Source organism: Mesorhizobium sp. USDA 4413, assembly GCF_056280365.1.
On the sequence record NZ_JBVPRP010000001.1, the window covers coordinates 6,511,957 to 6,530,451 of the forward strand.

General features: G+C 64.0%; 22 protein-coding genes. 13 read left to right on the top strand and 9 right to left on the bottom strand.

Features of this window, described 5'->3' with window-relative positions; all coding sequences use genetic code 11:
- Window position 1: 1 nt before the first annotated feature.
- Entirely contained in the window at window positions 2-1,453 is a 1,452-nt protein-coding gene (locus ACVMIM_RS31635) for an amidase (RefSeq protein WP_476116824.1), read from the top strand.
- Window positions 1,454-1,546: 93 nt separating this feature from the next.
- On the top strand, window positions 1,547-2,161 hold the full coding sequence (locus ACVMIM_RS31640) for a LysE family translocator (protein ID WP_040997470.1): 615 nt from the start codon (window positions 1,547-1,549) through the stop codon (window positions 2,159-2,161).
- A gap of 564 nt (window positions 2,162-2,725) precedes the next feature.
- Here the strand turns inward: ACVMIM_RS31640 and ACVMIM_RS31645 are convergent.
- Window positions 2,726-3,670, bottom strand: a complete 945-nt coding sequence (locus ACVMIM_RS31645; RefSeq protein ID WP_476116826.1) for a nucleoside hydrolase — start codon at window positions 3,668-3,670, stop codon at window positions 2,726-2,728.
- A 232-nt stretch (window positions 3,671-3,902) separates the two neighbouring features.
- On the opposite strand from ACVMIM_RS31645, the gene ACVMIM_RS31650 reads away from it, so the two are divergent.
- Entirely contained in the window at window positions 3,903-4,328 is a 426-nt protein-coding gene (locus tag ACVMIM_RS31650; RefSeq protein ID WP_476116828.1) for an Hsp20 family protein, read from the top strand.
- A 63-nt stretch (window positions 4,329-4,391) separates the two neighbouring features.
- A complete protein-coding gene (locus ACVMIM_RS31655; RefSeq protein ID WP_476116830.1) occupies window positions 4,392-4,649 on the top strand; it encodes a BQ00720 family protein in 258 nt (85 codons plus the stop codon).
- 95 nt (window positions 4,650-4,744) lie between these two features.
- Here the strand turns inward: ACVMIM_RS31655 and ptsN are convergent, their stop codons facing one another.
- From ptsN to lptC, 6 genes are all read right to left on the bottom strand, one after another.
- Window positions 4,745-5,209: a PTS IIA-like nitrogen regulatory protein PtsN gene (ptsN, locus tag ACVMIM_RS31660; RefSeq protein WP_040997478.1), complete on the bottom strand. Its 465-nt coding sequence runs from the start codon at window positions 5,207-5,209 to the stop codon at window positions 4,745-4,747.
- A gap of 62 nt (window positions 5,210-5,271) precedes the next feature.
- Window positions 5,272-5,859, bottom strand: a complete 588-nt coding sequence (gene hpf, locus ACVMIM_RS31665; protein WP_040997480.1) for a ribosome hibernation-promoting factor, HPF/YfiA family — start codon at window positions 5,857-5,859, stop codon at window positions 5,272-5,274.
- Between the two features lie 306 nt (window positions 5,860-6,165).
- Entirely contained in the window at window positions 6,166-7,692 is a 1,527-nt protein-coding gene (gene rpoN, locus ACVMIM_RS31670) for an RNA polymerase factor sigma-54 (RefSeq protein ID WP_476116832.1), read from the bottom strand.
- A 188-nt stretch (window positions 7,693-7,880) separates the two neighbouring features.
- Window positions 7,881-8,699, bottom strand: a complete 819-nt coding sequence (gene lptB, locus ACVMIM_RS31675) for an LPS export ABC transporter ATP-binding protein (protein ID WP_476116834.1) — start codon at window positions 8,697-8,699, stop codon at window positions 7,881-7,883.
- Window positions 8,699-9,295 carry an LptA/OstA family protein gene (locus ACVMIM_RS31680; RefSeq protein WP_476116836.1) on the bottom strand — a complete coding sequence of 199 codons (597 nt, stop codon included), beginning with the start codon at window positions 9,293-9,295 and terminating at the stop codon, window positions 8,699-8,701. The genes lptB and ACVMIM_RS31680 overlap by 1 nt, the downstream gene beginning before the upstream one ends.
- Complete coding sequence (gene lptC / locus ACVMIM_RS31685; RefSeq protein ID WP_476116838.1) at window positions 9,282-9,992, bottom strand: LPS export ABC transporter periplasmic protein LptC; 711 nt, start codon at window positions 9,990-9,992, stop codon at window positions 9,282-9,284. Before lptC ends, ACVMIM_RS31680 begins: the two co-directional genes overlap by 14 nt.
- Before the next feature lie 293 nt (window positions 9,993-10,285).
- On the opposite strand from lptC, the gene sppA reads away from it, so the two are divergent.
- The 4 genes from sppA (at window position 10,286) to lhpI (ending at window position 13,041) form a co-directional block, all read left to right on the top strand.
- Window positions 10,286-11,242, top strand: a complete 957-nt coding sequence (sppA, locus tag ACVMIM_RS31690; RefSeq protein WP_476116839.1) for a signal peptide peptidase SppA — start codon at window positions 10,286-10,288, stop codon at window positions 11,240-11,242.
- A 76-nt stretch (window positions 11,243-11,318) separates the two neighbouring features.
- Window positions 11,319-11,603 (top strand): integration host factor subunit beta, encoded by a 285-nt coding sequence (locus tag ACVMIM_RS31695; RefSeq protein WP_027165368.1) that lies wholly within the window; start codon window positions 11,319-11,321, stop codon window positions 11,601-11,603.
- 120 nt (window positions 11,604-11,723) lie between these two features.
- Window positions 11,724-12,056, top strand: coding sequence for a DUF1049 domain-containing protein (locus ACVMIM_RS31700; protein ID WP_476116843.1), 333 nt, complete (start codon window positions 11,724-11,726; stop codon window positions 12,054-12,056).
- A 22-nt stretch (window positions 12,057-12,078) separates the two neighbouring features.
- Entirely contained in the window at window positions 12,079-13,041 is a 963-nt protein-coding gene (gene lhpI / locus ACVMIM_RS31705) for a bifunctional Delta(1)-pyrroline-2-carboxylate/Delta(1)-piperideine-2-carboxylate reductase (RefSeq protein WP_476116845.1), read from the top strand.
- Between the two features lie 116 nt (window positions 13,042-13,157).
- On the opposite strand, the gene ACVMIM_RS31710 is transcribed toward lhpI, so the two are convergent.
- Together ACVMIM_RS31710 and ACVMIM_RS31715 are read right to left on the bottom strand one after the other, a co-directional pair.
- Complete coding sequence (locus tag ACVMIM_RS31710) at window positions 13,158-13,529, bottom strand: VOC family protein (protein WP_476116847.1); 372 nt, start codon at window positions 13,527-13,529, stop codon at window positions 13,158-13,160.
- A 71-nt stretch (window positions 13,530-13,600) separates the two neighbouring features.
- Entirely contained in the window at window positions 13,601-14,284 is a 684-nt protein-coding gene (locus tag ACVMIM_RS31715; RefSeq protein WP_476116848.1) for a helix-turn-helix transcriptional regulator, read from the bottom strand.
- Window positions 14,285-14,384: 100 nt separating this feature from the next.
- Between ACVMIM_RS31715 and ACVMIM_RS31720 the strand changes: the two genes are divergently transcribed.
- From ACVMIM_RS31720 to acuI, 5 genes are all read left to right on the top strand, one after another.
- The gene (locus tag ACVMIM_RS31720; protein ID WP_476116850.1) at window positions 14,385-14,870 is read left to right on the top strand and encodes a DUF1772 domain-containing protein; all 486 of its coding nucleotides are present in this window, start codon (window positions 14,385-14,387) and stop codon (window positions 14,868-14,870) included.
- Between the two features lie 88 nt (window positions 14,871-14,958).
- Window positions 14,959-16,041, top strand: a complete 1,083-nt coding sequence (locus ACVMIM_RS31725) for an RsmD family RNA methyltransferase (RefSeq protein ID WP_476116852.1) — start codon at window positions 14,959-14,961, stop codon at window positions 16,039-16,041.
- A gap of 1 nt (window position 16,042) precedes the next feature.
- On the top strand, window positions 16,043-16,903 hold the full coding sequence (locus ACVMIM_RS31730; RefSeq protein WP_476116854.1) for a TrmH family RNA methyltransferase: 861 nt from the start codon (window positions 16,043-16,045) through the stop codon (window positions 16,901-16,903).
- 10 nt (window positions 16,904-16,913) lie between these two features.
- A complete protein-coding gene (gene lspA / locus ACVMIM_RS31735; protein ID WP_476116856.1) occupies window positions 16,914-17,402 on the top strand; it encodes a signal peptidase II in 489 nt (162 codons plus the stop codon).
- A 54-nt stretch (window positions 17,403-17,456) separates the two neighbouring features.
- Window positions 17,457-18,446, top strand: coding sequence for an acrylyl-CoA reductase (NADPH) (acuI, locus tag ACVMIM_RS31740; protein ID WP_476116858.1), 990 nt, complete (start codon window positions 17,457-17,459; stop codon window positions 18,444-18,446).
- Window positions 18,447-18,495 lie beyond the last annotated feature (49 nt).

The window sequence follows — 18,495 nt, forward strand, 5'->3', positions numbered from 1 at the left end:
CATGCGCCCCGCCACAAAACATGCCGTGCCGCCAGTCGGCGACATCTGCCGCCTATCCGCCGTCGAGCTCGCCGACAGGATCAGGCAGCGCCACTTTTCGGTTCGCGAGGTGGTCGGCGCGTTCCTCGAGCGCATCGAGGCCGTAAACCCGCTGGTCAACGCCATCGTCTCGCTGCGCGAGCGCGCCGACATCCTGGCCGAGGCCGACAGGGCCGATGCGCATCTGGCTCGCGGCGGCGAGGCCGGATCGCTGTTCGGCCTGCCGATCGCCATCAAGGACCTCGCCCAGACCAAGGGCCTCAGAACCACCTTCGGCTCGCCGATCTTCGCCGATTTCATCCCTGAGGAGGACGATTTCTTCGTCGAACGCATCCGCAAGGCCGGCGCCATCATCATCGGCAAGACCAATGTTCCGGAATTCGGCCTGGGCTCCAACACCTACAATCCGGTCTTCGGGCCGACGCTCAACGCCTTCGACCCGGCGCTCACCGCCGGCGGCTCGAGCGGCGGCGCGGCCGTGGCGCTGGCGCTCGACATGGTGCCGGTCGCCGACGGCAGCGACTTCGGCGGCTCGCTGCGCAATCCGGCCGCCTACAACAATGTCTACGGCTTCCGTCCCTCTCAGGGCCTCGTGCCCGCCGGCCCCGATATCGATGTCTTCCACGCCCAGATGGGCGTCGAGGGACCGATTGGCCGCAGCGTGCGCGACATCGCGCTGCTGCTCGATGAACAGGCCGGCTATCATCCGCGCGCGCCGCTGTCGCACGCCAAGGAGGATTCGTTCCTCGACGGCTTGAGGACAAAAGCATCCGGCGGCCGCGTCGCCTGGCTGGGCGATCTCGGCGGCCACCTGCCGACGGAGCCAGGTGTGCTCGACCTCTGCGAGGCCGCCCTTGCCCGCTTTGCGGACGCGTCGTTCCACAGCGAAACACTGGTTCCGGATGTCGATTTCGAGGCGCTGTGGCAGGCTTTTGTCACCTTGCGCCAGGCGAGCAGCGGCTGCGGGCTGAAGGCGCATTATGACGATCCGGCAAAACGCAGGCTTCTGAAGCCCGAGGCTGTCTGGGAAGTGGAGCAGGCGATGCGTCTGACCGCGCCGCAAATCCATGCCGCCAGCGTCCGGCGCACCTCCTGGCACCGCACGCTGCTATCGCTGTTCGATCGCTTCGACCTGATCGCCCTGCCGACCGCGCAGGTTTTCCCGTTCGACGTGACGACCCACTGGCCGCGCGAGGTCGCGGGGCGGACCATGGACAGCTATCACCGCTGGATGCAGGTTTCGGCCTTCGCCACGCTGGGTGGCTGCCCGGCGCTCAACGTGCCGGCCGGCTTCGACGAGAAGGGACGGCCGATGGGCATGCAGCTGATCGGCCGCCCGCGCGGCGACCTCGCCGTGCTCAACGCGGGAGCCGCCTACGAAGCGACACTGCCATGGGCGGCCGGGGCTGGGTGACGGGCCGGCGTGCCCGGCCAGCTTGCGCGAGCGCCAATCCCGTGCATTGATCGCGCTCCGCCCAAGTCGGCGCTGTCCTGTTCGAGGGAAGTCATGTCGCTGGAACTCTACGCAACCTATGTCGTCGCCTGCATCGTCATCATCCTGGTGCCGGGACCCACGGTCACGCTGATTATCGCCAACAGCATCCGCCACGGCTCGCGCGCGGGCTTGGCCAACGTCGCCGGCACGCAAGCGGGGCTCGCCATCATGATCGCCATCGTCGGCATCGGCCTCAACACGCTGATCGCCGGCATGGGCCACTGGTTCGAATGGGTGCGGCTGCTCGGTGCCGCCTACCTGATCTGGATGGGCGTGCAGATGTTCCGGGCGAAAGGCGTGCTGAATCCGGATGGGTCGGCGAAGAAGCCGCGCGGCGGCTTCTTCCTGCAAGGCTTTCTGGTGGCGATCTCCAACCCCAAGACGCTTGTTTTCTTCGGCGCTTTCTTCCCGCAGTTCATCGCGCCGCAGGGCAATTACACGCTGCAGATCGTGGTCATGGGCCTGACCGCCATGATCTTCGCCGCCATGTCGGATTCGACTTACGCTCTTGCCGCCGGCCGTGCCGGCCGGCTGCTGTCGGCCAGCCGCGTCAAGCTGATGTCGCGCATCAGCGGCAGCTTCCTGGTGGGTGGCGGACTGTGGCTGGCGTTTTCGAAGGCGAAGTAAAAGCGCATGGGAGTCACAACCCGACGGTAATCTCATGCAATAGAAGGCCGATTGAAAGTCGGCCTTCTAATCACTACATGAGCTATAGTTGGGGATTCCGCCAGTGTCATGGACTTTTGCGGATGTGAAAAGGAACGCTCCTGGCGTGATCCTGATCGGCCTTTTGTCCGCAGGGGTGTATACATTGGGGCCCGACAAATGGGCCAATGACGCCAGTCCTATTCGCTCGGTTGAGCCGGTGGACGCGACAAAAGTGTCCAGTGGGACAAAGGCTCTCCGATCTATGTAGTCTTCCTCGATGACGGCTCCGCCGTCCTCGTTAACGACGATCGTCCGCATCTGCTCAATTCGCGCACGAACATTGAGCGCGTCACGCGCGACAACGGCTTCGTCTTTTACCGGTTCCCCGAGTGAGCGACAAACCGTTATTCCCGACCACGACGAAGTGGGGACGCCGCACCTTGTCGGATCGGCAATCCCCATCGAGCAGCAGCACCAGAAGCACGGCGCCGACACCTATCGATTGCTCAACGGGTGACGACGCGCGCTTGCCAATTCCAAAAATCAGTTCAGCCGCCCGAGCCGCTCCACCAGCAGCGCGAAGAAGCCGTCATGGTCGATGTCGCGCATCACCATGGCGTTCTTTTCCCGCTTGGTGACGCCCCACCAGTCGATCACCGTCATGCCCATGGTGAGCTCCGACGCGGTTTCGACACTGACATTGCAGCGGCGGCCCTTGAACAGCTCCGGCTTGAGGAGATAGGCGATCACGCATGGGTCGTGCAGCGGCCCGCCATCGGTACCGTATTTTTCCTCGTCATAGCGCTCGAAGAACTCCAGCATCTCGGCGGTCGCCGTGCCGACCTTGGTGCCGAGCTTACGGAACGCCTGTATGCGCTTGGACGTGGTCAGCGCCTTGTGGGTGACGTCGAGCGGCATCATCACGATCGGAATGCCCGATTTGAACACCAGATCGGCGGCCTGCGGATCGACATAGATGTTGAATTCGGCGGCCGGCGTGACATTGCCTCCCTCGAAGAAGCCGCCGCCCATCAGAACGATTTCCTTGATGCGCGGCGCGATCCTGGGCTCTCGGATCAGCGCCAGCGCGATGTTGGTGAGCGGTCCGAGCGGGCAGAGCGTGATCGTGCCGCTTTCCTCGCGCATCAGCGTCTCGACGATGAAATCGACGGCATATTGCTCCTGCAACGGCATGGTGGGCTCAGGCAATTGCGGGCCGTTCAGGCCGGTCTTGCCGTGCACTTCCTCGGCGGTGACGAGCTGGCGCACCAGCGGGCGGCTGGCGCCGGCATAGACCTTGATGTCGGGCCGGCCGGCCAATTCGCAGATCTTGCGGGTGTTGCTCTGGGTCAGCTTCAGCGGCACGTTGCCGGCAACTGCGGTGATGCCGACGATCTCCAGCTCGGAACTGCCGAGCGCCAGCAAGATGGCGACGGCATCGTCCTGGCCGGGATCCGTGTCGATGATGATCTTTCTGGACTGGGGCATTTCAATTCCTTTTGGGGAGTCTTTTTGGGCGGGGGTTTAGACCATGGTCCCGAAAAGTGGGAACCGGTTTTCGGACAAGATCATGCTCCACCGAACCAGATGGCGGTTCAACGAAACGTCATCCTGATCAGTGGCTTGAACTTGATCGCGCGGCGGACCATATCAAGACCATCGGGAAAAATGCCATCCGGGTTTTTCCAGTTTGTGTCGCTCTTCAGAGGACAGTGTAACAATGAGTCGAATGACGCCCTTCTCCAGCCCGCTTCTCCTGGGGTTCGATGCCATGGAAAAGACGCTTGAGCGTCTGGCGAAGTCGGGCGACAGCTATCCTCCCTACAATATCGAGCGCCTCAGCGCCGCCGACGGCAAGGCCGAGAGGCTGCGCATCACATTGGCCGTTGCCGGCTTCGCCGAGAGCGACCTCGATGTCACCACGGAGGAAAACCAGCTGATCGTGCGCGGCCGCCAGACCGACGATACCGAGCGCGAATTCCTGCATCGCGGCATCGCCGCGCGCCAGTTCCAGCGCTGCTTCGTGCTGGCCGACGGCATGCGGGTGATCGGCGCCGAGCTGAAGAACGGCCTTTTGTCGATCGATCTCGACCGTCCGGAGGCCGAGCGGCTGGTACGGAAAATAAACATATCGGTGAAAGAGTGACCTTTGCCGATGGCTCTATGCGAGGCGGCCAATCCTGGCGTCCTCGCGCCAAGGAGGCTTGAAATGACCAGAACTGACGAAACGATCACCATGACCAGCGGCGAATTCGCCCATCTCGGCGAAGGCTCGGTCGCCTATCTCAGGAAAGTGTCGAGCGACGACCTGCGCGGCCGCTTCCCCGGCCTGCAGGAAATCGCGCCCGGCCTTGAGCTGTGGGCGCTGTTTTCCGCCAACGGCCAGCCGATCCTGCTTTCCGATGCCCGTGACCGGGCGTTGGCGGGCGCGTTGGAAAACGATCTGACCACGGTCGCTATTCATTAGTCTAAGGCGACTGCTGGCTGTCCGAAAATGGAAAGGGCCGCTCTTCCGGCGGCCTCTTAGGGTTTCATCCCAAAAACCGGGGTTTCGCCCAAACTTCAGGCCGCGTGCGAGGCCTGCGTGTCCGAGAGCAGTGCGTGGATCGCCACCGCGTCGCGCGTACCCCTGATCTTGGCCACCGTGTCGGCATCGCGCAGCACGCGCGCGATGCGCGACAGCGCCTTCAGATGATCGGCGCCGGCGCCTTCCGGCGCCAGCAGCAGAAAGACGAGGTCGACCGGCTGGTCGTCCAGCGCCTCGAAATCGACCGGCGTTTCCAGCCGGGCGAAGACCCCGGCGATCCGCTTCACGCCGGCGAGCTTGCCGTGCGGAATGGCGATGCCGTTGCCGACGCCGGTCGAGCCCAGCCGCTCGCGCTGCAGAACGGTGTCGAACACCTCCCGTTCCGGAATCCCCGAAATCGCCGCGGCCCTCTCCGACAGCAATTGCAGAAGCTGCTTTTTGGAATTCGCCTTCAACGCCGGCATGATCGCCGGGACGCTGATGAGATCACTGAGATCCATACTTGAAAAATCCCTTGCTCGCCTGCCGCGCCAGTCGTCGTCCCCCTCGCGCGGCTGGCTTTTTATCCCTGAGCGACTTTGGTCGTCGACGGATCGATCCAGCCGATATTGCCGTCCGGCCGGCGGTAGACGATGTTGAGATGGTCGTTTCCGGCATTGCGGAAGACGAAAACCGGGCTGTCGCTGGTGTCGAGCTCGATGACAGCCGACGCCACCGACATCGTCCGCAGCGTCATGCTCGATTCGGCGACGATAACCGGAGCGAAGTCCTCCGGAATGTCTTCCTCGTCGTCGGTGAGGGGAGCCATCACCGTGTAGGCGATGTCGGTCGGCTCTTCGCCATTGCCGTTGCCGGTGTTGCGCGACTTCAGCCGGCGCTTGTAGCGGCGAAGCCGCGTTTCCAGGCGATCGGCCGCCGCCTCGAAAGCCAGTGTCGGGTCCTGGGCGTCGCCGGTCGCCTGCAGCGAAGCGCCGGAATCGAGCCGGACCATGCAGTCGGCGGAGAAACGCGATCCCGATTTGATGACCGTGACATGTCCTGAAAAACCCCGATCGAAATATTTCTCGATCGCCTCGCCGACCCGGTCGTTGATGCGCGTGCGGAACGCATCGCCGATGTCCATGTGTTTTCCCGAGATGCGCAGATTCATCTGAAAACTGACCTTCCTTGCTCAGGCTTCAAACTGTTCCCGAGTTTATACCCGTGGTGCGCGCGCACAAGCTTCGCAGCGGCATGTGCGCCGATTTTAGACCCGAACTTTCCGGTTGATCACAAGTCGCCTTCTTGGCCGTCCATGGCCGTATCTGACGGACCCATTCGCAAGCAGGCATTACCGCCCTGCTCCATGCGGGCGGGCTTCTAGACACTTCATTGCGGCTTGTCAATCAAGCTTGGGAATTGTGGGAAAACAGCCCGTCTCGTACGGGGCAAGGTCTGTCGGCATTCCGCGCCGGGCTTAGCGGCCGGCGTTCGCGAGCGCCCGCTTCTCCCGCCGTCTTTGCACCGACGACGGAATATTCATGCCTTCGCGGTATTTCGCGACGGTGCGGCGCGCAATATCGACGCCGCTTTCCTTGAGCATGTCGACAATGGCGTCGTCGGAAAGCACGTCGGCGGGCTTTTCCTCGTCGATCAACTGCTTGATGCGGTCGCGCACGGCCTCGGACGAGTGCGCTTCGCCGCCCTCGGCCGAGGCGATCGATGCCGTGAAGAAATAGCGCAGCTCGAAGACGCCGCGCGGCGTCAGCATATATTTGTTGGCTGTGACGCGGCTGACGGTCGATTCATGCATACCGATGGCATCGGCCACCGTGCGCAGGTTGAGCGGCTTGAGGTGGCGCACGCCATGGACGAGGAAGGCATCCTGCTGCCGCACGATTTCCGACGCCACCTTGAGGATGGTCTTGGCCCGCTGATCGAGGCTGCGCGTCAGCCAGTTGGCGTTCTGCAGGCATTCGGCGAGAAAATCCTTTTCCGCTTGGCCCTTGGCGTGGCTCGAAATGCGGGCGAAGTAGACATTGTCCACCAGCACGCGCGGCAGCGTGTCGGCATTGAGCTCCACCGCCCAGCTGCCATCATTGGCCGCGCGCACCTCGACATCGGCGACGATCGCGTCGCTCGCGCCGCCCGAAAACGCCAGGCCGGGCCGCGGATCGAGCGCGCGGATCTCGGCCAGCATATCGAGGAGATCCTCCTCGTCGACGCCGCAGATGCGTTTCAACGTCTGGAAATCCCGCCGCGCCAGAAGCTCGAGATTGGCGACCAGCGCTTTCATCGCCGGATCGAGCCGGTCGCGGGTCTGGAGCTGCAGCGACAGGCATTCGGCAAGGTCGCGCGCGAAAAGGCCCGGCGGCTCGAAGGTCTGGCAGACGCCGAGCACGCGCGCCACCGTTGCGTCATCCGCACCGAGCCGGGCCGCGATCTCACCGAGGTCGGTGCGCAGATAACCGGCTTCGTCGAGCCCATCGGCGAGCTCGCCCGCGATCAGCCGCTCGCCGGGGCTTAGCGAAGCAAGCGCGATCTGCTCGCCGACATGTTCGCGTAACGTGATGGCGGCCGCGGCCATGTCGCCGACATCGAATCCCTCCGATGACGCCGCGCCAGCGCCGCCGCCGGCCGACTTCCACTGCGCCGTGAGATCAGGCCCTAGCCTCTCATGGGTACCGGGATCGTCGGGAAACAGATTCTCCAAGGAAGAATCGAGCTTTTGCGAGATCGCTTCGGCGCTCCACTCCGTCTCGCCTTCGAACCAATCGCCTTCGGAATCCCGCTCGGGCGCAGTCTCGCTTTTCTGGGCCTGGTCGCCGGAGGTGTCGTCTTGCCCTTCGGCGCGCTCCAGGAGCGGATTGCGCTCGATCTCCTCGTCGATGAAGCGCTCGAGCTCGACATGTGTGAGCTGCAGCAGGCGGATCGACTGCATCAGTTGCGGCGTCATCACCAGCGACTGGGACTGTCTGAGCTGCAGTTTGGCTGCCAGCGCCATGGTAGAATTCAAACGCCTCGTCTACGCGTCGCACAATTGTTTTTCGGTCGGGCATAGAAACTGGCCCGGCTTTTGCTTGTCAAGGAAAACGCTAGCAGCTCCGGCTTACCGGGGCGTTATCGAGCGCTAAAATAGCGAAAAGCCGCCACGCGGCTTTCGAAAATCGCGCCACAGCCCGAAACCAGCAGTCAGAGGGTGAAGCCCTCGCCGAGGTAGAGACGCCGCACATCGGCATTGGCGACGATCTCGTCGGCCCGGCCATGCGTCAGCACCTGGCCGGCGTGGATGATGTAGGCGCGGTCGATCAGGCCGAGCGTCTCGCGCACATTGTGGTCGGTGATCAAGACGCCGATGCCGCGGGCCGTGAGGTGCCGAACGAGCTGCTGGATGTCGGCGACGGCAATCGGGTCGATACCGGCGAAGGGTTCGTCGAGCAGCATATAGGCCGGCCGCGTCGCCAGCGCCCGCGCGATTTCGAGGCGGCGCCGTTCGCCGCCCGACAGCGACATTGACGGCGCCTTGCGCAGATGGCTGATGTGGAATTCCTCGAGCAGCTCGTCGAGGTTGCGTTCGCGCACCTTGCGATCTTTTTCGACAACCTCCAGCACGGCGCGGATATTCTGCTCGACGTTCAGGCCGCGGAAGATCGACGCTTCCTGCGGCAGATAGCCGATCCCGAGGCGGGCGCGCCGGTACATCGGCATCGAGGTGACATCGAAGCCGTCGATCTCGATCGAGCCTTCGTCGACCGGCACAAGGCCCGTGACCATATAGAAACAGGTGGTCTTGCCGGCGCCGTTGGGCCCGAGCAGACCGACGGCCTCGCCGGCGCGCACGCCAAGCGTCACCCCGCTCACCACCTTGCGGCCCTTGTAGCTCTTGGTCAGGCCCTTGGCGATCAGGGTGCCCTTGAACTTTGCCTTGTCGGTGCCGACCGTCGCCGACGCAGCCGGCTTTGCGGCCGCCCGTCCCGGAAGACGGGCCAGCAGCGAGGTTACGCCGGCCATCAGTTGCCCGACGCTCCCTGCTGCTGCGTGCCCTGCTTCTGGGGCGTGAACGACATCATCACGCGGCCGCCGCAGCCATCGACATTGGCGAGGCCGCTCTTCATCTGCACGGTGAGCTTGCAGCCCTTGAGCACATTGTCGCCCTGCGACAGCACCACTTCCTTGCCCTTAAGCACCAGCACCTGCGTCTTCATGTCGAATGTGCCGCTGTCGCCCGTAGCGATCTGGTCGTTCGACTTGACGTAGACTTTGTTCTCGACCTCCAGGTGGTCGATATTGGCGGCGCCCGTCATTGCCGACGCGCCGGCGGCGGCGCTTTTGCCAGCGTTGGCATCCTTGACGTAATAGACCGTCATCTTGCCGGCCTTGAGCAGGGTCGGCCCCTGATTGACGGTGACGTTGCCGCTGAATATGGCCATGCTCTCGGCCTGACGGACCTCGAGCTTGTCGCTTTCGATCTGGATCGGCTGGTCACCTGATAGCTTGAGCCCGGGGATCTGGCTGGTCGCGCTCGATTGCGCGAAAGAATGCGCCGTCGCCAAAACCAGCAATGCGGAAGCAGCGCCCGAAAGCCACGCGGATTTACTGCGACGCATTCTGTTCTCCACCGTTTACCCCCGCTGCCTTCAGCGCGGCTGGATCTATGTTGACGCGAACCCGGTTCTCGAAGACCACGAGCCTGCCATTGTCCTCGACCGACATCGAGTCCGCGGTGATGCGCGACCCGCCGCGGCTGACGTCGACCGGATTGCTCGTCTTCATAGAGCCTTTGCCCATGTCTAGGAAGATCGATTTGAACTTCGCCATCAGGCCGTCCGTCGTCGTCACGCTGACCTCGCTGGTCAGGTCCATTGTATTGGCGTCGCGATTGTAGATGCCGTGCGCTGCATCGACCGACACGATGTTGTCGGTGGCGACCGGCAGTTTGGCATTGATGCCTTCGAGATCGATGACGGCCTGCTGGCCGACATCCTGCGTCGCCCTGGTCGCCGTCAGCGAATATGGCAGCTTCTGCTTGGTGAAGCCGTTGAGCTTCGGATTGGCCATCACCAGCTTGCCGTCGGAGAACGCGGTGCCGTCGGCCTGCACCGAGACCGACAGGGGCGCCTTGAGGTAGGAATAGACCGGAAAGGCGACGGCGATCGCGACCGCGAGCAGCGGCACCGCGAATTTCAGCACGCGCACGCGGCGCGAGTGCCGCTGCGCGCGGTTGAAAGCATCGCCACGCGTGCCTTGGGTCGCGGGAGCCGATGCCCTAGCGGCATCGCTCGTTTCGTCAGATCGCGCCAACATGACTTTTCTAATGGACCTTTGCCCGCCCAAACACCGCCTATAGGTGGTATGCCGGCACCTACAAGCAAGCACAAGCGGAGGAAAACTGCAAAAATGTGACGACTGCCGCCCGCAAAATCGACCAGAATCCGGCGAGACGGCTTGTACTTCATAGCAGATAGGGGACCCTGGTTGCGTTAATTTTTCGTGAGGTCGGCGTCGCCGCTTCACGGTAGGGCGCTCTCAGGAAACGGTAGCCGTGTGCGGAGGCTTGCTTTAAAAGCGTGCTTTCCCACCGACCAACGAGGCTGATGATGGCAATGAGAGCCGACGACCTGATCGACCGCCGCCGCTTGCGCCGCAAACTGACCTTCTGGCGCGTTGTCGCGTTTCTGGTTCTGGCGGCGGCAATTATCGCCTTCTCGACCTGGGTCTATGACGACAAATTTACCGGCCTGGCGGTTCCCCATATCGCCAAGGTCAAGATCGAAGGCACCATCACCGAGGACGAGGAACTGCTCAAAAGGCTTGAAGCGATCCGCAAATCGCCGGAGGTCAAGGGCGTCATCCTGTCGATCGATTCGCCCGGAGGCACCACGGTCGGTGGCGAGTCGACATTCGAAGCCGTGCGCAAGCTTGCCGGCGACAAGCCCGTGGTGGCCGAGGTCGGCACGCTGGCGGCGTCGGCCGGCTATATGATCGCCAGTGCGGCCGACCACATCGTCGCCCGCAAGACCTCGATCGTCGGCTCGATCGGCGTGCTGATCCAATACCCCGATGTCAGCGGTCTCATGGACAAGCTCGGCGTCAAGCTGGAGGAGGTGAAATCGTCACCACTCAAGGCTTCGCCCTCGCCCTTCAAGCCGACCAATGAAGATGAGCGCGCCATGGTGCGCAAGCTGATCCTCGACAGCTACGACTGGTTCGTCGGCATAGTCGCCGAACGCCGCAAGATGACGCATGACCAGGCGCTGGCACTGGCCGACGGTTCGATCTTCACCGGCCGCCAGGCTTTGGCCAACCATCTGGTCGACGCCGTTGGCGGCGAACAGGAGGCGATCGACTGGCTGGCGACAAAGGGCGTGGACGCCAAGCTCAAGGTCGTCGAGTGGAAGGAAAAGGACAGGCCTGGCGGTTTCCTGTTTTCCCAGTCGATGGCAAAACTGGCGGCCAAGGCGCTTGGCCTGCCGGATGCCGGCGGCGATGTCATTCACGAGCTCGGCGCCGACCGCTTGTTTCTTGACGGTCTCGTTTCGGTCTGGCACCCTTGACATCTCGCTGGGGCGAGCCAAAAAAGCAATAAAATCATCCTGATAATCGATTGCAGTGGTTTACGGGGAACGTTCCATGATCAAATCCGAGCTTGTGCAGATCATTGCCGCGCGCAACCCGCACCTTTTCCTGCGCGATGTCGAAAACATCGTCGGCGCGATCTTTGACGAGATCACCGATGCGCTTGCCGAGGGCAACCGGGTCGAGTTGCGCGGTTTCGGAGCATTTTCGGTGAAAAACCGTCCCGCCCGCACCGGCCGCAACCCGCGCACCGGCGAATCCGTCGAGGTCGAGGAAAAATGGGTGCCATTCTTCAAGACCGGCAAGGAGTTGCGCGAAAGACTGAACGGCGGCAAATAAGCGCCGCGCCGGCGGGTTGAAACGGCATCTTGGCGCTTAAACGCATGTCTCCCGAAAGTGGAGGCCGGTTTCGGGGCAAAGACATGCGCGCTTAGAAGCTTCTCTCTATGTGGAGATCTGATGTTCAATCGCTTCATCCTCGTCGTGGTCTTCGTGCCGCTGGCAATCATCCTGATCGCGCTCGCCGTCGCCAATCGCGGCGTCGTCGCTTTCACGCTCGACCCGTTCCATCCCGGCAATCCCGCGCTGACGCTGAACCTGCCGCTTTTCATCTTCCTGTTCCTTGCCTTGGCGGTCGGCATGGTCGTCGGCAGCATGGCGACCTGGGTCAAGCAGGGCCGCTACCGCAAGCTCGCGCGCCAGCGTGGTCTGGAAGCCGAAAACCTGCGCCAGGCGGTGAGCCGCCCGCCGGCGGCGCCCAAGGGACCGGCGTTACCTAATCCCACGAACTGAATAACGCCCTACGGAGCCTCCGATGCTGCACATTTCGGCCGAAGAGGTCGACCGCGCGCTGACCTTTCCCGGCCTTGTCGAGACATTGCGCACCGCTTTCCGCGATGGCGCCGTGCAGCCGGTTCGCCACCATCATGGCGTCGAGCGGCCGGATGGTGCGGCCTCTACCCTGCTTTTGATGCCAGCCTGGACCGACTTCAACGCGGCCGGCACCTCGGCGGGAGGGCATATCGGCGTCAAGATCGTCACCGTGTCGCCGGACAACAACGCCATCGGCAAGCCGGCGGTGATGGGCCTTTATCTTCTGCTCGACGGCGTCACCGGCGAGCCTGAGGCGCTGATCGACGGCCAGCTGCTGACGCAATGGCGCACGACCTGCGCCTCGGCGCTCGCCGCCTCCTATCTCGCCCGCAAGGACGCCTCGCGGCTTCTGGTGATCGGCGCCGGAGCGTTGTCGCCGTTCCTTGCCAAGGCGCATTCGGCGGTCAGGCCGATCACATCCATCCGCATCTGGAACCGCACGCCGGCCAATGCCGAAAAGGTGGCCGCCGCCTTGCGTGCCGAAGGCCTTCCGGCAAGCGCGGCCAGCGATCTCGACGCCGAGCTTGCCGAGGCCGATATCGTCACCTCCGCGACCATCTCGAACACGCCGCTGGTCAAGGGCGCGCTTTTGAAGCCGGGCGCCCATGTCGATCTCGTCGGCGGCTTCACGCCGACGATGCGCGAAAGCGATGACGACGCGATCAAGCGCGCCCGCGTCTATGTCGACACCCGCGCCGGCGCCACCAAGGAAGCCGGCGATATCGTCCAGCCGCTGGCCTCAGGTGTGCTGAAGCCGGAAGCGATCGTGGCCGACCTGCACGAGCTGGCGCGCGGCGAGAAACAGGGCCGGGAAAGCGACGGCGAGATCACGCTGTTCAAGTCGGTCGGCGCAGCTCTTGAGGATCTCGCCGCCGGCATCGCCGTCTACGAGGCGCTCAAATAGGCAGTACGGATTGGGCAGTAGGCAATAGAGAGGGTGGATCTACTGCCTACTGCCTACTGCCTACTGCCTACTGCCTACTGCCTACTGCCTACTGCCTACTGCCTACTGCCTACTGCCTACTGCCCATTCGGCCAATAGACGCGCAGGCGATGATTGTCGGGATCGAGCGCCACGAAGGTACGGCCGAAATCGAGATCGGTTGGCGCCTGCAGCATGTCGATCCCTCTGCCAATCCAATCCGCATGGGCGGAGTCGACCGCCGCCGCGTTCTCGACGGCAAGCACAAGCTCGCCGCCGCCCCCTGCCGCCGCCGCGGCCGGTTCTACCGTGTGGCGCGACCAGAGACCGAGCTTGAAGCCCTTGTCGAGCACGAACATGACGAAGGTCGACGAGGATTCGACCGGGTCGCGCCCGAGCAACGAGGCGTAGAACGCGCCGCTCCGCTCGGGGCTGTCGACATAGAGGATGACGAAATTCGGCGTGGTCATATCCGATCTCCAAAGTATCTGCACCTTGGAGACCATACGCGTACCCGCTGTCGGATTCTGGCAGCAGCAAATCAGCCGGAAGCGTCGAGGCCCGCCCGCCATTCCTTCAGCATCGCCTGGCGGCGGCGCGGATAGCGGAAGCCGGTCGCTGTCAGCCCGGACATCCGGTCAGTGCGGAAATGCCGGAAATCCTGGCGCATCTCACACCACGCCACCATCACCCGCACCTTGTCGAAGAAGGCGAGCGCGAAGGGCCACACCAGACGCTTCGATGCCGCGCCTTCGGCGTCGCGATAAAAGAAGCCGAGCTTGCGCTCGTCGCGGATCGCCTGCCGTACGATGCCGAGGTCGATCGCTTCGGCATTTTCCGAGCGTGGTCCGACAAGCAGCGTCGTGGCGTCGAGATCTTCGCGCAGATCATCCGGCAGCACTGCCGCGATCTTGGCCAGCGCATCCGTCGCGGCGGCCGCCAGCCTTTCATCCGGCTGCTTCGCCACCCAGCGCGAGCCGAGCACGATCGCCTCGATCTCCTCGTCGGTGAACATCAGCGGCGGCAGCATGAAGCCGGGCTTCAGCACATAGCCAAGCCCCGCCTCGCCTTCGATCGGCGCGCCCTGCCCCTGCAGCGTCGCGATATCGCGATAGAGGGTGCGGATCGACACGCCGATCTCGTCCGCAAGCGTGCGGCCGCTCACTGGCCGGCGATGGCGGCGCAGGATCTGGACGAGATCGAGCAGGCGTTCCGAGCGGGACATGAATGGCAACCGGTGTGCCGGACAATAGGGCCGGTCCGCACGTCCCGGCAAGCGACCTGGTGCCGCGGAACGCCTGCGTCCCGTTGCCGTTGTCTCCGCAATGGAGATGCGCGGAACCCTGCTGTTCTGGTCGGTGCTGACCGTTTTCGTTGCGGCGCTCAGTCTTGGACCGTCCTTTGCCCATGTGCTGGAATCGCTGCCCAGGTTGACGAAGTGGTCGCCGGCGCTGTGGCGAGAGACGACGGTCTTCAATGGTCAGTTTCTGCTTTTTGCCGTGATCGGAGCCCCGCTCGATATAGCTGCCATCCTCTGTCCGGCGCTGCTTGCCTGGATGCTGCGTGGTCAAGCTTCGGCCTTCCGCTTTGTGCTCGTGGCCACATTGCTCTATGCGGCCGCGCTGGCGCTCTGGTTCGGCCTTGTCAAACCGGCAAACGATATTCTCGGAACCTGGACGCGGGGGCCAATCCCGGAAAATTTCGAAGCCGTCCGGCTGCGTTGGGAAACCGGCCACATGGCGGTAACCGCGGCGAAGGCGCTTGGCTTCATTTCGCTTTGTTTCGGCCTGCTCGGCGCCCGGCATGGTTGATGGCCCCACCATTGAATAAGCCGGGCTTTGTTGCGCCGGTGGGCTTAGCTGTGGCAGAAGCGGGCCGAACCGCCGGAGATGATCCTTCTTGAAATCTTTTCGCGACAAACGCCGCGACGGCCGCCCGCGTCCCGCAAGGGCGGACCAACCCCGCTTGCGTGATCCGTTCCCGGCCGGACGGCAGCAGGCCGCGCCCGCCGAGCGCCGCGAAACCAAACCGGCGGACCGGCAGGAAGCCCGACCGGCGCCGCGCATGCTGGCGCGCCGCGAGGGCATGCTGCCCGCCGAGCGCCTGCCATTGATCCTGGAAGTGGCGCCCAACGCCGATTACGCTCTTCTGGACAGCGGCGCCGGCGAAAAACTCGAGCAATACGGCCCCTATCGTATCGTGCGCCCCGAAGGCCAGGCGATCTGGCAGCGCGCCCTTCCGGCGAAGGAATGGGAGCGCGCCGACGCCATCTTCACCGGCGACACAGACGAGGAAGGCATCGGCCGCTGGCGCTTTCCGAAGGCGCCGCTCGGCGAGACTTGGCCGATGAAGCATGACGGCATCGACTATCTCGGCCGCTTTACCTCGTTCCGCCATGTCGGCGTCTTTCCCGAGCAAGCCTCGCATTGGGACCATATGGCGGGGCTGATCGCAGCGGCGAAGAGGCCGGTGAAGGTGCTGAACCTCTTCGGTTACACCGGTCTGGCCTCGCTGGTGGCCGCCCGCGCCGGCGCCGAGGTCACCCATGTCGATGCCTCGAAGAAGGCGATCGGCTGGGCGCGCGAGAACCAGGAGATGGCCGGGCTGGCCGAAAAGCCGATCCGCTGGATCGTCGAGGACGCGGTCAAATTCGCCGAGCGCGAGGAGCGCCGCGGTAGCCGCTACGACATCGTGCTGTTCGACCCGCCGGCCTATGGCCGCGGCCCCAAGGGCGAGGTCTGGCAATTGTTCGAGGACCTGCCGGGCCTGACCGACCTCTGCCGCTCGATCCTGACGCCGAAACCGCTGGCCGTCGTCCTCACCGCCTATTCGATCCGCGCCTCCTTCTTCGCCATCCACGCGCTGATGCGCGATACTTTCGCCGGCATGGGCGGCACCGTCGAATCCGGCGAACTGATCATTCGCGAGAAATCCGCCGGCCGCGCGCTGTCGACCTCGCTGTTCTCGCGCTGGGTGGCTTGAAATGACGGCATATGACGGCGCGCGCCCTGTCGGGCAGGTCAAGGAAGTCACCAGCCTTGCCAATCCGCTGGTCAAGGACATCAAGGCGCTGGCGCTGAAGAAGTTCCGCGACCAGCAGAACGCCTTCATGGCCGAGGGCCTGAAGCTCGTCATCGACGCCCTCGACCTCGGCTGGTCGATCAGGACCTTGGTCTTCGCCAAGGCCGGGCGCGGCAATGCCGCCGTCGAAAAGGTCGCCGCCCGAACCGTCGCCGCCGGCGGCACGGTGCTCGAAGTCTCCGAAAAAGTGCTCGCGGCCATCACCCGCCGTGAAAACCCACAAATGGTGGTCGGTGTCTTTGCCCAGCAGACCGTGCCGCTGAAGGACATCCGCGCCAGGGACGGGGACGTGTGGGTGGCGCTCGACCGGGTCCGCGACCCCGGCAATCTCGGCACCGTGATCCGCACCGTCGACGCCGTCGGCGCCAGGGGCGTCATTCTGGTCGGCGACACCACCGATCCGTTCTCGCTGGAGACGGTGCGCGCCACCATGGGCTCGATCTTCGCCGTGCCGGTCGCTAGGGCGACGGAGCAGGCCTTCCTCGCCTGGCGGCGCGATTTTTCCGGCCTGGTCGTTGGCACGCACCTCAAGGGCGCGGTTGACTATCGCTTGGTCGATTTTTCAAGGGGGCCGGTCCTGCTGCTGATGGGCAACGAGCAGCAGGGATTGCCCGACAGCCTTGCCGAAAGTTGCGATCGCCTGCTCCGGATCCCGCAGGCCGGCCGCGCCGACTCGCTCAACCTGGCAGTCGCCACCGGCGTGATGCTGTTCGAGATAAGGCGCGGCGCGTTGAAGCTCGAGCCCGCAACTGACTCGCTATGAGGACTACCAAGTGAAATCCTGGTCCCCTTACGTCCTTCTGGTCTTCATCTCCATTGCGCTCGACCAGTGGATCAAGCAGCTGGTCGAGAACGGGCTCGCCTTTCAGGAGAAGGTCGACCTCCTGCCCTTCCTGGCGCTGTTCCGCACCTACAACACCGGCATTGCCTTCTCGATGTTCGAGTCCTTCGGCGATACCGGCCTCGTGGTCATCGCCGTGCTAGTCGTCGCCTTCGTGCTCTATCTCGCCACGCGCACGCCGGCCGGCCATGTCGTCGCCCGCACCGGCTTTGCGCTCATCATCGGCGGCGCTCTCGGCAACCTCATCGACCGGGCCGTCTACGGTCACGTCATCGACTACATCCTGTTCCACACGCCCGTCTGGTCCTTCGCGGTATTCAACCTTGCCGACTCCTTCATCTCGGTCGGCGCGGCGCTTGTCGTCTTCGACGAGCTGATCGGCTGGGGCCGCGAGGCCAAGCCGCAGGATCCAGGCAATTGACCTGACGCGGTTGAAACCGCAGACTTCTCACCAACCGGAACCGAGGAGAAAAAAGTGTCAGACACCTTCAAAGCCATCCTCGTTTCGCGCGATGCGGACAAGAAGCAATCCGTCGATGTCGTCGACCTCACCGAAGCCGATCTGATGGAAGGCGACGTCACCGTCGCCGTCGAGGCGACGACGGTGAACTACAAGGACGGCCTCGCCATCACCGGCAAGGCGCCGGTCGTGCGCCGCTGGCCGCTGGTTCCTGGCATCGATTTCGCCGGCACCGTGATCTCCTCCTCGCATGCCGACTGGCGCAAGGGCGATAAGGTCATCCTCAACGGCTGGGGCGTCGGCGAGACGCATTACGGCGCCTATGCCGGCCGGGCCCGCGTCAAGGGCGATTGGCTGGTACCGCTGCCAGAGGGCATGAGCGCGCATGATGCGATGGCCGTCGGCACGGCGGGCTATACGGCCATGCTCTCCGTTATGGCGCTGGAGCGTCACGGCATCGTGCCGGACCGCGGCCCGGTGGTGGTGACGGGTGCGGCCGGCGGCGTCGGCTCGGTCGCCATCTCGATCCTGTCCAGCCTTGGCTATCATGTCGTCGCCTCGACCGGCCGCAACGCCGAAAGCCCTTATCTGATCGACCTCGGCGCGGCCGAGGTGACCTCGCGCGAGGAGCTCAGCCAGCCGGCGAAGCCGCTCGCCAAGGAGCGCTGGGCAGGCGGCGTCGACTCGGTCGGCAGCCATACCTTGGCCAATGTGCTGTCGATGACCTCCTATGGCGGCGCGATCGCCGCTTGCGGCTTGGCCGGCGGCATGGACCTGCCGGGAAGCGTCGCGCCCTTCATCCTGCGCGGCGTCTCGCTGCTCGGCATCGATTCGGTCATGGCGCCGAAGCCGGTACGCCTGGAGGCATGGCGCCGCATCGGTACCGACCTCGACTTGAACAAGCTGTCGACCCTGTCGCGCACGATCGGTTTCGACGGCATCGTCGAAGCCGCGCGCGACATCGTCGAAGGCAAGATCAGGGGCCGGGTCGTCGTCGATATGTAGCCGGAAGTCGCGGTTTCACTTGCATCCGCAGGGCCGCCGGAATCCGCGC